Raw genomic sequence first — 15304 nt, forward strand, 5'->3', positions numbered from 1 at the left:
TTTATAATAAAAATCAGCTCATAATTGATTCATGGATATTCTTGGACAGTACTTTCTTGTATTTATATTGGCGGCAGTACCCTGGGTGGAACTGCTGGTAGTCATCCCGGCCGGACTGGCCATGGGCTTACAGCCTTTTTTAGTCGGATTCATTGCCTTTGTTGGCAATGCCATTCCTGTGTTCATAATTGTTTACGGATACAGCTCGTGGCAGCAGTGGAGGCTTTCTAAGAATAGGCAGAAAAGTGGGCCTGGCCCTTCCAAAAGAAAGCAGCGGGCTCTTGCTATCTGGAACCGTTACGGCCTGCCCGGGCTGGCTTTTTCAGGACCACTGCTGACTGGAATCCACCTGGCTGTAGTCATTGCACTGGCCTTCAAGCCTCCCAGAAAAGATCTGCTGCTGTGGATGAATTCAAGTCTGATTGTCTGGACCATTGGGATGACAATAGTATCGTTCTACGGCTTGGAAGGAATCAGATCCATTCTTGGTTAAGCCTTCCCGTATATCTCCCTGTACTTTTCAAGCAAGGCCTGGAAACTGTTTTCAAGAACAGCCTGTCTGGCTCTTTGAGCAAGCCCAACAAAAAAGCTGAGGTTGTGAATGGAGTTAAGCCGGTAAGCCAGCAGTTCTCTGGCCATGTAAAGGTGTCTCAGATAGGCTTTGGAAAAATTTGAGCAGGTATAACAACTGCAGCCCGGGTCAAGGGGGGTGTCGTCCTTTTTGAACTGAGCTCTTTTTATATTCACCTGCCCCAGTGAGGTATAAAGAGTGCCGTTGCGTGCGTTTCTGGTGGGCAGAACACAATCGAACATGTCTATTCCGGCGTTTATTCCTTCCAGGATATCCAGGGGTTTCCCAACGCCCATGAGATATCTGGGCTTATCCACTGGCAGCAGCGGGGCTGAATAGTACATGATATCCAGCATTTCATCCTTGGGTTCACCTACACTCAATCCGCCAAGGGCATATCCGTCAAATGAGATATCAGTTATCTGTCCGGCGCTTTGTCTTCGGAGTTCTTTGAAAAAACCACCCTGGACTATTCCGAACATGAGCTGGTTGCCGGCATTGTGTGGATAGAACTGTCTGCTCCTTCTGGCCCATTTCGTAGTTATTTTAAGGGATTTTTCTGTATAATCATAGTCGGCTCCGTAAGGAACGCACTCATCCAGGACCATCATTATGCTTGAACCTATTTTGTTCTGGATGGAGACAACTTTTTCCGGAGTAAAAAAATGTCTGGAGCCATCAATATGCGAAGCAAACTCCACTCCATCGTCATTTATTTTTCTCAGTTCAGACAGACTAAATACCTGAAAACCTCCGGAATCGGTAAGTATCGGCCTGTCCCAGTTCATGAACTGGTGCAGCCCGCCCATTTCATCCAGGAGCTGATCCCCGGGCCGGAGATAGAGGTGATAGGTATTTCCCAGAATAATTGACGCATTGATTCTTTTCAGGTCTTCCGGACAAAGACTTTTGACACTACCCTGGGTTCCTACGGGCATGAACACCGGGGTTCTGACGGTTCCGTGGGCAGTTGTCAGCTCCCCTGCCCTGGCCTGGCCGTCGGAGTGTTCAAGGTGGAATTGACCTGGATTAATTACTGGCATAATGAATCAGACTCCGGTTCTTGGGCAAATGTCTTCAAGTTCACATTCATGGCACAATGGTTTTCTGGCCTTACACACTTCCCGTCCGAAAAATACGAGCATATGATTTATGTTTCCCCATTCTTTCCGTGGAAAGAGCTTGATCAGGTCTTTTTCCACGGAATCCGGATTAGTCGCTTCTGTCAGGCCCAGCCTGAAAGATATCCTTTTGACATGAGTATCCACGGCAATGCCTTCGTTTTTGCCAAAAGCATTGAACAGGATTATGTTTGCAGTTTTTCTGGCAACCCCTGGCAGAACCAGAAGATCTTTCATGGTGTCCGGAACCCGGCCATTGAATCTGGATACGATAATCCTGGACGTTGCTAAAAGGTTCCTGGATTTGGTGCGGAAAAAACCAGCTGACCTGACAGCATCTTCCACCTCTTCCAGACTGGCTCTTGCCAGATCATGGGCTGCTGGCCATTTTTTGAAAAAAAGTGGAGTTATCCGGTTGACCTGCTTGTCCGTGCTTTGGGCGGACAGGACCGTTGCCACCAGCAGCTGCCATGGATTTTCCCAGTTCAGGGCGGTTTCAGGGCTGGAGTACCTGGACTTCAGTCTGTTCAGGATGATTGGAGCTGTCAAAGGTCTGTTCATCTGCTGGCTTTAACGTTTAAGAAATTTGGACGGATAAGCCTGGATTAATCTAATTGATCCGGTCCACAATATACTGAGCCAGAGATTCTAAAAAGTCCTTTTCAGGTCCCTTGTACCCTGTCAGTGACTCTTTGGCTTTATCCGCACATGACTGGGCCATGATCATGCTTTGCTCAAGTCCCAGAAATTTTGGATAAGTGGCTTTGTCCATTGATTCGTCACTGCCAACTGGCTTGCCCAGGGATTCCTGGTCACCTGTGATGTCCAGGATATCGTCTACTATCTGAAAAGCCAGCCCAACAGAAGTTCCAAAGGAAGAGGCATTATCAAGGTCGCCTTGTCCCGCACCTGCGGATCGAGCCAGAATAGCTCCGCAGGTGCATGAAGCCCTGATCAGGGCTCCGGTCTTCATGGCGTGCATCTTTTTTAAAGTTTTCAGGTCCATCGCGCTGGTGCCGGTAGCCATGATGTCCACAACCTGCCCTCCGACCATTCCGCCGGGCCCGGCAGCCAGAGCCATCTCACGACAGGCAAAAAGGACGTCATCCGGAGGAAGGCCTGCTCCGGACATGAGGTAAAAAGCATGGGTGAGCAGGCTGTCTCCTGCCAGGATGGACATGGCTTCCCCAAACACTTTGTGGTTGGTCGGCCTTCCTCTTCTCAGGTCGTCGTTATCCATGGCCGGAAGGTCGTCATGGACAAGTGAATAAGTATGGATGAGTTCAATTCCACAGGCAAAGTCAATGAACTGTTTCTGCTTAAGCCCAAGCATGCCACCCCAGTACAGGCAGAGGATCGGTCTAATCCTCTTTCCACCGGCCATCAGGCTGTACTCCATAGCCTTCAGCAGCTGGTCAGGCGCGGAAACTCCATTAAGACATTCGGACAGGTGTCTTTCCACTGAACCTGCCAGATCCTTCAGCTGGGATTTGAATTCAGAATGATCAGGATGCAACTTCATTTTCTCCGGATTGTTCAGAATAAACCGTTAACTTGTGCCTGGCCTTTTCCAGCTGTTCCCTGCAGGACCTGGTCAACTCCAGTCCTTCCTGAAAAAGGGTTACTCCTTTTTCCAAAGGTAAATCGCCCTGTTCCAGATCCTGGATTATTTTTTCCAGTTTTTTCATTTTTTTTTCAAAATCTGAATGTCTTCCAGCCATATGTCTGCCTCAAAGGATGTAAAAATTTTTATGATCAGCTTTTCCGTATTTTTTCAGGAATTGTCCACTAGAATTTTTTTAAGCAGGACTCCAAGCTCGTCAATGGTGTAGGGCTTGGCCAGGACGCCTGAAAAGCCGTACTCTTTGTAATTAGCCATAACCGGATCCTGAGAATAGCCGCTTGAAACAACAGCTTTAGCCTGGGGATCAATTGCTTTGAGTCTTTTAATGGTTTCCAGACCGCCCATGCCTCCGGGGATGGTCAGATCCATAATGATCAGGTCATAGGGATCGCCTTTTTGCCTTGCTTTTTGGTATTTTTCAAGCACTTCTTTACCATCCGATACCAGGTGCGGCTCATATCCCAGCAAATCCAGAACTTCTTTGACCACTTCAAGGATCTCCAGGTCATCATCCAGAACCAAGACCTTGCCCTTGCCGGATGCAAGGGTCTCTTCCGGGCTGTCACTCTTAGTAACCACGGTCTTGGAAGTTGCTGGCAGATAGATAGTAAATTCAGTTCCTTTTCCGGTTTCAGAATACACTTCAATATGGCCGTTGTGGTTTTTGATTATGGAATAGGTGGTAGCAAGACCGAGTCCGGTTCCAGACTGTTTTGTTGTAAAATAGGGATCAAATATTTTTTTCAGGTTATCCTGGGAGATGCCTTTGCCATTGTCCTTAATCCTGATCTTGACGTACTTTCCGGGCGTCAGGGGGGTGTGGTGGTCCGAGCCTGCGGTCATGTTTTCAGCCCGGATCAGGATCGTTCCGCCGATGGGCATTGCCTGAACCGCATTTATGACCAGATTTTCCAGGACCTGGGATATCTGCCCCGGATCAACATTGGCTGGCCACAGGTTCCGGGACAGCTTCAGGGTACTGACTACATTGGACCCCCTGAGGGTAAAGGCGATGGTATCTTCTATAAGCTCAACCAGGGAGGTGGTTTCCTTGATGGGTGCTCCTCCTCTGGAAAAGGTCAGCAGCTGCTGGGTAAGTCTTTTGGCTCGGATGCACGCTTTTTGGGCTGCCTCCATTTTAAGCATATTCTTGTCATCAGGAATCATGGAGGACTTGGCCATGATTATGTGATTCAAGATTGCTGTCAGTATATTGTTGAAATCATGAGCTATTCCTCCAGCGAGCAGGCCGATGGACTCCAGTTTTTCTTTGCGGAGGCGTTCCTCTTCCAGATGAAGGATGTGGGAAATGTCTTGAAACACCATAACCGTGCCCAGGATCTGACTCTGGCGGTCATAAATTGGTGAGACTTTCAAGGAAATCCTGTAGGCTTGGCCCTTTTTGCCGGTCAGAATTGCACCTCTGGATCTTTCATAAATTTTGCGGGTTACAATGACTTTTTGAAAAGGATCAATAGGGTTTCCCATCTGGTCGGAAATTGTAAAGACATCCTGGGCAGGCCTGCCTTTACATTCTTCAGGGTCCTGCTCCAGGATATCTCCGGCAACCCGGTTCATAAAGGCCAGACGACCAGTATTGTCTGTGGTGAGTACTGCATCGCCTATGCTTTTAAGGGTGACAGCGAAAAACTCTTTTTCCGCCTGGAGCTCGATTTCAGCAATTTTTCTCAGATTGACCTCATTGCTGAGCTTTTCATTGGTCTGAACCAGCTCCTGGGTCCTCTCCCGGATCTTTATTTCCAGACCAGCGTACAGGGCCTTTAATTCTTCTTCCATGGATTTTCTGGTGGTAATATCATGAAAGATAACGATGTAGCTTACTCCGCAGGTCATGGTTACAAGGGAAATGGAGGCTTCTATAAAAATATTCTGGTTGTCTGGGCCTGAAAAAGAAAACTCGGTCCTCTGGTGGTCCCTGGTGGATTTGGTATGGTAGAATTTGACCAGATCCCTGCCGATGTATCTGGAAGCCTTCTCCTCTATCAGATTGCTTTTATCTATAGAAAAGATGCGTTTAAAAGAAAGATTGTAGCGGATTATCCTTCCCTCTTCATCCAGGACCACCAGTCCGTCAGCCATGTTGTCCATGATGGACCCCAGGTAGGTAAGGGCCTGCTGAAGCTCATCAGTTGCGTCTTTAACCGATTGCTGCAGCTTATGCACATATCCTGACAGCTCTTGACGCATTCCCTCCATGGTAGCTGCCAGTTCTCCGACTTCATCCTTTGACTTGATCCGGATTTCAAAATCAAGATCTCTGTTGCGCAGCCTGTGAGCGTATCCGGTCAGCTGGACAAGGGGCTGGGATATCCTTTTAATAAACTGGTATACAGCCAGAATGCACAGGATGAAGATGCCCAGATTGAAGGCCTGGATTTTCAGAAGGGTTGAGGCGATTTTCTGATTTATCTGAGCCATCTTCATCCCAATGTGGATGAAACCCCCTTTTCCCATGAGCACAGCTCCATAGACGTCCAGGTAGGTTTCTCCGTCAATCATTATCCACTGATGGTCCAGGTGGTGCTCGAAGTAACCATGAACCTTATGGAACTCTATTTCAGGCGGAATCTGAGGCGAAAAAGTGTGGGCAATTATGTTATTTTCCTGATCATGGACCAGAACATAGCCCACACCTTCAACCAGCATGTATTGGTCAATAATCGACTGGATGGTGGCAGCGTTTTTTTCCAGAAAAACATCCGGTACTGACATGGAAATACTGGAAACAATGCTCTGAGCCTTGTTCAAATATTCTTCAATCATCTGCTGGCGCATGACCTTCATTGAAAAAAAAGAAGAAGCTCCAACAATAACGATGAAGATCCCGAGTACAGCGATCAGGGTTTTTCTGAACAGCTTGGAGGAAATCACTTAATAAGTCCGGACAGGTCGTTGACAGACGTGATTTGATTGTTTGCAAAAGATATGAAGTACACGTTTCCCGTATCAATCATTTCAGGATATCCATGGGCTGCCAGAATCTGGGGATAGGATTTTATCGGCTGATCCAGAACTTCACGGATTATCTTCCTTTCTATGTCCGGCCCCATTTGCTCAAGAATCTCACTCAAAAACCAGGCGTTAAGAAATCCTTCAAAGCCGACCGCACCTGGTTCTTTGAAGGTGTATGCAGTGGTATCAATACCTTCAGGCAGCCCAGGCTTAAAAGTATCCATGCAGGATGAAAATTTCTGGACAGGATCAAAATCCTCGAATCCGTAAAATGGAACCACCTGAGTATTGATCAAGTTGGAAGTATATTTTTCCGAGGATCCACTTTCCAGAGATGTCAGGAGTTCATGCATTCTTTTGGCGTTAACAAAGGACAGGTTAAGGATAGGCACTTCCAGGCCGGCGTTGCGGGCGTCACGAATAAAGGCTGCAGCCGGTTCATAGGCAGCCACACTGATTATTGCGTCAGGACTTGCTTTTTTAAGAATGGAAACCTGATCATTAAAGGATGTATTAAAGCTGGACCCACGTTCATAGGTGGCTTCTCCAGCAATCTCCAGTCCGTGTCGTTTCAGGGATGTGCTTATGCTTTGCCAGCCGCCTCGACCATAGGCATCTAGCTGGTGCAGAACAGCAACTTTTTTAAAACCTCTTTTCACTAGCTCATCTACCATTTTGCTGATTTCATCGCTGTATGAGGCCCTGAGGCTAAATATATATTCGTTATCCAGAACTGGCTGGGCACCAGTCAAGGGAGTGAAAAGCCAGATGGTCCGGTCATGGTAGTGCTTGAGCAAAGGGAGAATTCTGGTGGTGGTTGGGGTTCCCACGTAATTGAACAAGGCAAAGACATCACCATCTTCTATCAGCCTGATGGTGTTGTTTACTGCAGGTTCAGGATCATATCCATCATCATAGGCCTTGATGACAATTTTCCGACCATGAATTCCACCGTTTTGATTAACCATCCTGAAGTAGCAGTCGGCCCCTAGGTAGAATTCAGCACCCAGACCTTTGTTCGGCCCGGTGAAATCAGCCGACATCCCCAGAATGATATCCTTGGAAGCCGCTGAAGCGACTGCCAGGTGAATGACCCAGCCGGCAAGCAGGACAGCAATGGCAAGTTTTTTAATCAATTTTCCTTCCTGATAAGGCCTGGATATCACTATAGGAAAACATTATCAGCCTAGATTAAAACCAGTGGTCAGTCCAGCAAATTGTTGGGTTGAGTTGACTGGGCCACTGGTTTTGGGATAATCAGTTAAAGTGTTGGCTCAACTCTTGACTGGCACTGACTTGACAAATTACTCATAATCCTCAAGGGATATCTTCCCGCAGGCTTTGGGAGCCAAAGCATCAAGAGTCTTAATTATCCAGCCTGGCGGTCTTCACCTTAAACACTATGAATAGACTCAAAAAATTGCAAAATGAAAAAAGATCAGAAATTATCCATCTACGATAAGATTTTTAAATTCTTCATCAATGACTCCAAGGGTTGCGTTATGGCTGTAACAGATGATGCATTATTCCTCAAGGCAGTCAAAGGTGCCTACAAGTCTCAAGGCCTGGACTACAAAAGTTTTTTTGCCAAGCATGATCTGGAAAAAGCTGTGGCTGAAGCCAAAATGATACTGAACAGATACAAACAGATACTTTTCTTTGTTGAGGCTTCCATTGAAGGGTTGAGCAATGTCCTGATAGTCAAAAACATCAAGTCCCTCTTCGGTCATAAATGTAAACTCATAGTTATTACTGATGAGACTGAACGCAACAGGATTATTCAGATGTACGAAATGGGCGCAGATAATGTTATAGTCAAGCCGGTTTCGATCAATTCCCTTATCCAGAAAATTGCCCTGACCCTGAATCCCAACAATAATCTGGGCAAAATGGTTGATGAAGCCAAATCACTGATTCAGCTCGGTGAACTGGATCAGGCAGAAAAGGTTGCCGAACAGATTCTGAAGCAAAAACCGGACAGCTCCATCGCCTTTATTATCAAAGGAGACATCGCTCTTGCCAAGGATAAGTTCAAGGATGCGGAAGATCACTATATAAGAGCCGGGTCGCAGAGCAGGATGTACCTGGAGCCCCTGAAAAGGCTGGCTGAATTGTTTTCCCGCACCGGAGACCAGAACAAGAGACTCGAGTATCTCAAAAAACTGGATAAGCTTTCGCCTCTCAATTATGAGCGCAAGATCGATATCGGTCATACTTACCTGCTGCTCAATGTTGAGGATAAAGCCAGGGAAAATTTTGATGAAGCGGTAAGTCAGGTGCAGAAGCAGGCCAGGGATATGGTCAGCGCCACGTTGATGCGGATAGCCAAAACCATTGGACAGGAAAGGCCGGACCTTGGCACTGAATACATAGCCAAAGCCATTGAACACAAAGGCAGCAGTCTGACCAGGGAGGACCTGTGGATGTTCAACGAGATCGGCATCAGCCTGAGACAACAGGGTAAATGGGAGCAATCCATTGATTACTATAAAAGAGGATTGGAAATTTCACCTATGGACGGGGGGCTTTACTACAACATGGGGATGGCCTTTGCACAGGGGAAACAATATTATAAGGCCTTGGAGAACTTTCAAAAGGCAGTTGATTCCACTCCAGACATTCTGGACCAGTCAGTCAGCATTCCCTATAACATCGCCAAGGTCTGCGCAGCCCTGAACAAATATCAGGATGCTGGAAAGTATCTGAAAAAAGCTTTGAAGATCGACCCGGATTTTGAAAATGCCAAGAAGCTGCTGGCCAAGATCTATTCCTGATTTTTTATTCTTTTTCCGGGGAGCCAAGTCTGAGCTGAACCACGGACAGCCCCTGACGATCGGCCGTTTTTCTCATTGAGTCCATTTCCGTTCTTTTGTATGATCTGCCTTCAAAGGCAGTCTCCTTGATCCGGACATCCCCTTCCCTGATCGGAACTGTGGATTGACATCTAGGCAGGATGGACCTTGATGTCCGAAATATCCTGATTCCCAGGGTCAGGGTGGATCTGAAAAATTCACTCCTGATCTTTTCCAGATCATCAAGGCTGCACAGAACCTGCATCTGGCCACCTGGTCTGTTTTTTTTCATTATGCCGGGCAGAAAAATAACGTCCAGGGCTCCTGCCTCCATTATCCGGTCAAAAAAGCAGCCCAGTTCTTCTCCGGTCAGATGATCAATGTTAGATTCAAGAACCCAGATCTGGTCTTCCTGAAATTCACTTTCAGATCCATCTTCCCACAAAAATGTCCTCAGTCCGTTAAAGATGAAATCGTCTTTGCCGTATCCAAGGCCTGACTTCAGATACCTTCCCTTAAACCCGCTTTCAAAGTTTGAAACCAGCTGGTCCACCAGCAAAGCCCCTGTAGGGGTGATGATTTCCCTGGTGTGATCAGAGGGTGTGATCATCTTGTTCTGCATCAGGATGGCTGTTGCCGGGGCTGGAAGAGAAATTTCTCCGTGGGCAATTTTTATTTTTCCTGTGAACCAGGGCATGGGGCTGGCCGACACATCTTGAATATCCAGAAGGTCAAGGCCATAAAACACGCCCACTATATCAGCCAGAGTGTCAAGGGCCCCCAGCTCATGGAAGTGGACATCTTCTTTTTTTTGTCCATGAACCATGGCCTCGACCCGGGCCAGTCTTTCAAAGGCTGAAGCTGACCTGGCTGTTACCTGAGGGGGCAGCTTTAATTTTCTGATTATGGGCAGGATTTCATTCAAGGTCCTGGCAGGCTGGTTCCCAGTCCAGGTAACAGTGGTTAATTGTCCCAGGATTCCGTTTCTTTTTATTGGAGTGGTCGTGATCCTGATATCAAGTCCAATGGCCTGAAATGCCCTTTCCAGTCCGGAGAAATCAGCTCCAAGATCAGCCAGAGCCGAGATAAACATGTCTCCACTTATTCCCCAGGACAGGTCCAAAAACAGTTTTTTCATTTTTATTCCCACCATCAAGCGGTCGTAATCTTCGTTGAGTGGCACTTTACCCCTTGTAAAAGAAGCTGCCTGAAACCTGGATTGTTGAACTCGGGATTTTGACCGCTGACCAAAAAAGAAATGCAAGGCCCTTGTTAACTTCGTATTGGTTAGTTGCTGGATAAGCCAAAACCTTAAGCCGGGGCCATGCAAAAGATGTTCACTTCAAAAAAAAAGAATGTTCTCACCCTGGATACCGCCATGGTGACCAAGTTCCTGGAAAAAACCCTTCCCTTCAACGAACTTGACCGGGACACCCTGGAGCACCTGGCCAGGCACGCCACCATTGATTTTTTTCCCAAGGGAACCAGGATACTCACCCAGGATGTTACCGACGTCAAGCATGTCTATCTCATTCAGAAAGGCGGGGTCAAACTGTATCTTCAGGATGAATCCGGACAGACTACTTTAAAGGACTACCGGGGGGAAGGAACAGTTTTCGGAGCACTGGCCGTGATCCGCAATGCCAGGGCCAGCCTTACTGTTGAGGCCATTGAAGACACTTTTTGTTTCCTTTTCACCAAGCAGTCTTTTCTTGAACTGCTCAAAACCCATCCCGGGTTTTCCCAGTATTATCTTAAGGCCTTTTCTGAGAACTATATCAAAAGATCCTTTTCAGAACTGAGAAAAGAAAAGCTTACCCCCAAAACTGAAGGGGCTCTCTATCTTTTCACGGTCAAGATCAATGATATCATCCGCAAAAAACCCGAAATAGTCACTCCGGTGGAAACCATTCAAAATGCAGCCAGACGCATGTCCAACATGGGCATCGGATCACTGCTCATCAAAGACGAGTTCGGCAAAATCGCCGGGATCATCACTGACAAAGATCTAAGGTCAAAGGTGGTGGCTGCGGGCCTGCCCTATTCCACTTCGGTGGAAAAAGTCATGACCAGTCCAGTCCAGACCATTCCGGCCAACCGGGTCTGCTTTGACGCTCTGTTAAGCATGATGAGTAAACAGATCCACCACCTGGCAGTGGAAGATGAGGGCAGGATCATTGGAGTCATCACCAGTCACGATATTCTTGTGCTCCAGGGTGAGTCCCCGGTTTATCTGTTCAAGGAAATAATGAACCAGAACAGCATTGAAAGGCTGTATGAACTTTCCATGAAAGTACCCCTGGTGGTCAGGCCGCTCATTGAAGAAGGCGCCAAGGCCAACAACATAACCAGAATGATTACTGTGCTTAACGATCTTATCCTGGACCGCATTTTGACCCTGATGCAGGAAGAACTTGGACCGCCTCCAGTGCCTTTCTGCTGGCTGGTTACCGGCAGTGAAGGACGTAAGGAACAGACTTTCAGGACTGATCAGGACAACGCCCTTGTTTACCAGGATCCTAAAGATGACCAGGAAAAAGAGGCTGCTTTCAGATATTTCAAGATGTTTGGGCAGGAAGCCATCAACCATCTGGTCAAGTGCGGTTATCCTGTCTGCAAGGGCGGCAACATGGCCTCAAATCCCAAGTGGAATCAACCCCTTTCGGTTTGGAAGGGTTATTTTAAAAGATGGGTGAGTGTCCCTGAACCAGAAGAGGTCCTGAACTCTACAATATTTTTTGATTTCAGGCCGGCCTACGGCCATCTGGAGCTAGGATTCAAGCTCAGACAGTATTTGAACAGCCTTGTAGCTGGAAATGACAGGTTTTTACGGTACCTGGCTCAGGATTGCCTGAGGACCAAGCCTCCGCTGAGTTTTTTCAAGAATTTTATAGTTGACCGGGATGGAGAACACAAAAACCGCCTGGATCTCAAGGCCAGGGGACTGGTTCCTTTTTGGGATTTTGCCAGGATTATGGCCCTTCGAAACGGTATTGATGAAACCAATACCATGGGCAGGATGGAGCTTTTGAGACAGGGTGGCCATCTGCCGGAGGAACTTTTTTTAAAAGCCAGGGAATCATACGAATTTCAGATGCAATTGCGCTTTCTGAATCAGCTCAAACTCATGGAAGCCGGCGAAAACCCACATAACTATATCGACCCTGTAGAATTGAGTGATCTGGAAAAACAGACCCTTAAAGGAGCTTTTTCCGTCATAACCAACCTGCAGAGCTTTTTAAAAGAAACCTTCAAGCTGAACATGGCCTGACAATGACAGCAGCACTATCACCGGTCCACTACCTCTACTCCATGTGGTCTATGGGGTTACTCAGATCAAAGCCAAAACATCCGGTACTGGCTGGCAGCAGGGATTACTTCAACCGGTTCAACCAGGACCTTCCTTTGGAGGAGTATGAGTTCATAGTTCTTGACACTGAATTGACCGGTCTTGACCAGAAAAGAGACGAAATTGTGTCTATTGGAGCAGTTCGGATAAAGAACCTGCGTATCGACCTGGAGGACAATTTCTATTCCAATATCTGTCCTGACCAGGATATGCCAAAATTCAGCACTCTGATTCACAGAATCACTCCTGGGCAGGCCAGGAAGTCTCCGCCCATCGCAGATATTCTCCCTGATTTTCTGGATTATTGCGGTAATTCAATGATTATTGGTCACAACATTGGTCTGGACATGGCATTCATCAATAAGGCCCTTAAGCAGTGTCTCGGAGGCATACTTTACAACCCTTGTTTGGATACCATGCGCATGGCCAGGATTTATAGAGAGGAACAATGGATAAATTACTATGACCGTTACAATCTGAGCGTTTCATATAATCTGAAAGAATTGAGCAAGGAATATGGACTGCCCGTTTTTCCGGAGCACAATGCCATGAACGATGCCATTCAGGCGGCATACCTGTTTCTGTATCTGGTGCATAAGCTTCAGCACGGAAGCATCAGGACGCTGAAGGATCTGTATATGGCCGGTCGGAACTGGCGCTGGATGTTCTAGAAGTAAGGGCTCAACAATATAACTTCATGAGGAGGGTAATCATGAAAAAGTCCTTTCAGGAGTACTGGGCCAAAAATCTTAGGCTGATCACCATCTTGCTGATCATATGGGCAGTAGTGTCCTACGGTTTCGGAATCATTCTGGTCAAGCCCCTGAACGCCATCTGGATGGGTGGATTCCCTCTGGGATTCTGGTTCGCCCAGCAGGGCTCCATCTATGTGTTTGTGATTCTGATTTTTGTTTATTGTTTTTTGATGAACCGGCTGGACCGTCAATACGATGTTGATGAAAAATAGTTCATGTCAATATAACATATGATTTTCAGGGGGACTTTATGTCAATATTAGCTTGGACCTATATAATGGTCATTATAACTTTCGGGCTTTACCTTTTTATCGCCTGGAGATCCAGGGTTAAGGAAACAAAAGGGTTTTATATTGCTGGAGCAAGCGTTCCCCCCCTGGCTAACGGTATGGCCACTGCCGCAGACTGGATGAGTGCAGCCTCTTTCATATCCATGGCCGGGCTGATCTCTTTCATGGGGTACAGTGGTGCAGTCTACCTCATGGGCTGGACCGGAGGTTATGTGCTCCTGGCCCTTTTGCTTGCTCCTTATCTTCGCAAGTTTGGCAAATTCACAGTGCCAGATTTTGTCGGAGACAGATACTACTCCTCCACTGCCCGGGTCGTAGCCCTTATCTGTGCTATTTTTGTGTCCCTGACCTATGTAGCCGGTCAGATGCGAGGTGTGGGGATAGTTTTCAGCCGGTTTCTGGAAGTGGATGTAAATACCGGAGTCGTTATAGGTATGGCTATTGTCTTTTTCTATGCTTCACTGGGCGGAATGAAAGGCATCACTTATACCCAGGTGGCTCAGTATTGCGTATTGATTGTTGCCTTTATCATCTGTGCTGCTGCCATCTCCCTGAAAATTACTGGTAATCCTGTTCCTCAGCTGGGATTCGGTTCAACAATTATCGAGGGAGAGAGTGCCGGCAAATACATTCTCCAGGCCTTGGACGGTATTCACAAGGATCTCGGCTTTTCAGAATATACTTCAGCCTTTGGGCCCGGGGACATGAGCATGCTTTCGGTCATCTGCATCACCCTGGCATTGATGGTTGGAACTGCCGGACTGCCCCATGTTATCATCAGGTTTTATACAGTACCAAGCGTCAAGGCTGCCAGGCTGAGTGCCGGATACGCCCTTTTCTTTATTGCCCTTTTGTATACGACTGCCCCTACTCTGGCTGCATTTGCCAGGTACAGCATGATTGATTCCGTAAATAACACGTCTTACGCCGAAGCCCCCTCCTGGTTCAAGAATTGGGAACAGACCGGGCTTGTGGCCTGGTATGACAAGGATGGGGATGGAATAATCCGTTACAGAGACGGGGCTCCTTTCCAAGGCCCTCCCCAGTTTTCGGGTGAAGTTGGGGAATATGGACAGAGACTGGTGACCAACAGTCCAACGGATAATGAGAATGAACTTTACATTGACCGGGATATTATTGTTCTGGCGAGTCCGGAAATGGCGAACCTCTCCCCCTGGATCATCGGACTTATGGCTGCAGGAGGTCTGGCCGCAGCCCTTTCAACGGCATCAGGGCTGTTGATAGTAATTTCATCATCGGTATCTCATGATCTTTACTACCGGATCATAAATCGGCAAGCCAGTGAAAAACAGAGGATGCTGGTGGGAAGGGTGATGGTAGGTATCGGAGTACTTATGGCCGGATACCTTGGAATTAATCCACCCGGATTTGTTGCCCAGGTGGTGGCCTTTGCCTTTGGCCTGGCTGCTTCTTCCTTTTTTCCGGTAATCATTTTGGGCATATTCACCAAGTGGGTCAACAGGGAAGGAGCAATCGCCGGGATGATAAGCGGTATAGGATTTACAATGTTTTACATCCTTCAGACCAGGTTCATGGGTGTGGATCCCTGGTTTTTTGGCATAACTGCTGAAGGTATCGGAACCATTGGCATGCTTATTAACTTTGCTGTAACTATGTCTGTTTCTAAATTCACCAAAGCGCCTCCGCCGGAAATACAGGAACTGGTGGAAAGTGTCCGTACGCCGCGGGGTGCAGGGACAGCTATCGATCATTAGCCCATTTAAGCTTGTTTTAATTAGCGCAAAAGGCCGCAGCAACTGGAAAAGGCAGGTGCTGCGGCCTTTTGCAGCAATCTTCCGGTGTTGATT

The 15304-nt window shown here is 47.3% G+C and carries 13 protein-coding genes; 6 read left to right on the top strand and 7 right to left on the bottom strand.

What is annotated here, in order from left to right; all coding sequences use genetic code 11:
* The first annotated feature begins 31 nt into the window (after window positions 1–31).
* Window positions 32–493 carry a small multi-drug export protein gene (locus P771_RS0106225; RefSeq protein ID WP_028574463.1) on the top strand — a complete coding sequence of 154 codons (462 nt, stop codon included), beginning with the start codon at window positions 32–34 and terminating at the stop codon, window positions 491–493.
* Here P771_RS0106225 and tgt read toward each other — a convergent pair.
* From tgt to P771_RS16715, 6 genes are read right to left on the bottom strand one after another with little or no spacing between them, the layout of a single operon-like run.
* A complete protein-coding gene (tgt, locus tag P771_RS0106230) occupies window positions 490–1614 on the bottom strand; it encodes a tRNA guanosine(34) transglycosylase Tgt (RefSeq protein WP_035243990.1) in 1125 nt (374 codons plus the stop codon). The two genes, P771_RS0106225 and tgt, sit on opposite strands and share 4 nt — an antisense overlap.
* A 6-nt stretch (window positions 1615–1620) precedes the next feature.
* Window positions 1621–2253, bottom strand: coding sequence for an endonuclease III (nth, locus tag P771_RS0106235; RefSeq protein WP_028574465.1), 633 nt, complete (start codon window positions 2251–2253; stop codon window positions 1621–1623).
* A 49-nt stretch (window positions 2254–2302) separates the two neighbouring features.
* Window positions 2303–3214 carry a polyprenyl synthetase family protein gene (locus P771_RS0106240; protein WP_035243991.1) on the bottom strand — a complete coding sequence of 304 codons (912 nt, stop codon included), beginning with the start codon at window positions 3212–3214 and terminating at the stop codon, window positions 2303–2305.
* On the bottom strand, window positions 3198–3413 hold the full coding sequence (gene xseB, locus P771_RS0106245) for an exodeoxyribonuclease VII small subunit (protein WP_028574467.1): 216 nt from the start codon (window positions 3411–3413) through the stop codon (window positions 3198–3200). Before xseB ends, P771_RS0106240 begins: the two co-directional genes overlap by 17 nt.
* A gap of 53 nt (window positions 3414–3466) precedes the next feature.
* The gene (locus P771_RS18250) at window positions 3467–6208 is read right to left on the bottom strand and encodes a hybrid sensor histidine kinase/response regulator (RefSeq protein ID WP_051617159.1); all 2742 of its coding nucleotides are present in this window, start codon (window positions 6206–6208) and stop codon (window positions 3467–3469) included.
* Window positions 6205–7425: an ABC transporter substrate-binding protein gene (locus tag P771_RS16715; RefSeq protein ID WP_051617160.1), complete on the bottom strand. Its 1221-nt coding sequence runs from the start codon at window positions 7423–7425 to the stop codon at window positions 6205–6207. Before P771_RS16715 ends, P771_RS18250 begins: the two co-directional genes overlap by 4 nt.
* Before the next feature lie 291 nt (window positions 7426–7716).
* Here P771_RS16715 and P771_RS0106260 point away from each other — a divergent pair, with 291 nt between their 5' ends.
* Window positions 7717–9063, top strand: coding sequence for a tetratricopeptide repeat protein (locus P771_RS0106260; RefSeq protein ID WP_035243992.1), 1347 nt, complete (start codon window positions 7717–7719; stop codon window positions 9061–9063).
* Between the two features lie 4 nt (window positions 9064–9067).
* Here the strand turns inward: P771_RS0106260 and larC are convergent, their stop codons facing one another.
* Entirely contained in the window at window positions 9068–10219 is a 1152-nt protein-coding gene (gene larC / locus P771_RS0106265; protein WP_028574469.1) for a nickel pincer cofactor biosynthesis protein LarC, read from the bottom strand.
* A gap of 186 nt (window positions 10220–10405) precedes the next feature.
* Between larC and P771_RS0106270 the strand changes: the two genes are divergently transcribed.
* The 4 genes from P771_RS0106270 to P771_RS0106285 are packed head-to-tail and all read left to right on the top strand — an operon-like array spanning window position 10406 to window position 15211.
* A complete protein-coding gene (locus P771_RS0106270) occupies window positions 10406–12352 on the top strand; it encodes a DUF294 nucleotidyltransferase-like domain-containing protein (protein WP_244147296.1) in 1947 nt (648 codons plus the stop codon).
* Window positions 12353–12354: 2 nt separating this feature from the next.
* The gene (locus tag P771_RS0106275) at window positions 12355–13101 is read left to right on the top strand and encodes a 3'-5' exonuclease (protein WP_244147297.1); all 747 of its coding nucleotides are present in this window, start codon (window positions 12355–12357) and stop codon (window positions 13099–13101) included.
* A gap of 41 nt (window positions 13102–13142) precedes the next feature.
* A complete protein-coding gene (locus P771_RS0106280) occupies window positions 13143–13397 on the top strand; it encodes a DUF4212 domain-containing protein (protein WP_028574472.1) in 255 nt (84 codons plus the stop codon).
* A gap of 38 nt (window positions 13398–13435) precedes the next feature.
* Window positions 13436–15211: a sodium:solute symporter family protein gene (locus tag P771_RS0106285; protein ID WP_028574473.1), complete on the top strand. Its 1776-nt coding sequence runs from the start codon at window positions 13436–13438 to the stop codon at window positions 15209–15211.
* The last annotated feature ends 93 nt before the right edge of the window (window positions 15212–15304 follow it).

The organism is Desulfonatronovibrio hydrogenovorans DSM 9292, assembly GCF_000686525.1.
Lineage (GTDB): Bacteria > Desulfobacterota > Desulfovibrionia > Desulfovibrionales > Desulfonatronovibrionaceae > Desulfonatronovibrio > Desulfonatronovibrio hydrogenovorans.

Coding starts and splice junctions, on each gene's coding strand:
- P771_RS0106225 (WP_028574463.1), top strand. CDS start 32: ATGGATATTCTTGGACAGTACTTTCTTGTATTTATATTGGCGGCAGTA.
- tgt (WP_035243990.1), bottom strand. CDS start 1,614: ATGCCAGTAATTAATCCAGGTCAATTCCACCTTGAACACTCCGACGGC.
- nth (WP_028574465.1), bottom strand. CDS start 2,253: ATGAACAGACCTTTGACAGCTCCAATCATCCTGAACAGACTGAAGTCC.
- P771_RS0106240 (WP_035243991.1), bottom strand. CDS start 3,214: ATGAAGTTGCATCCTGATCATTCTGAATTCAAATCCCAGCTGAAGGAT.
- xseB (WP_028574467.1), bottom strand. CDS start 3,413: ATGGCTGGAAGACATTCAGATTTTGAAAAAAAAATGAAAAAACTGGAA.
- P771_RS0106260 (WP_035243992.1), top strand. CDS start 7,717: ATGAAAAAAGATCAGAAATTATCCATCTACGATAAGATTTTTAAATTC.
- larC (WP_028574469.1), bottom strand. CDS start 10,219: ATGAAAAAACTGTTTTTGGACCTGTCCTGGGGAATAAGTGGAGACATG.
- P771_RS0106270 (WP_244147296.1), top strand. CDS start 10,406: ATGCAAAAGATGTTCACTTCAAAAAAAAAGAATGTTCTCACCCTGGAT.
- P771_RS0106275 (WP_244147297.1), top strand. CDS start 12,355: ATGACAGCAGCACTATCACCGGTCCACTACCTCTACTCCATGTGGTCT.
- P771_RS0106280 (WP_028574472.1), top strand. CDS start 13,143: ATGAAAAAGTCCTTTCAGGAGTACTGGGCCAAAAATCTTAGGCTGATC.
- P771_RS0106285 (WP_028574473.1), top strand. CDS start 13,436: ATGTCAATATTAGCTTGGACCTATATAATGGTCATTATAACTTTCGGG.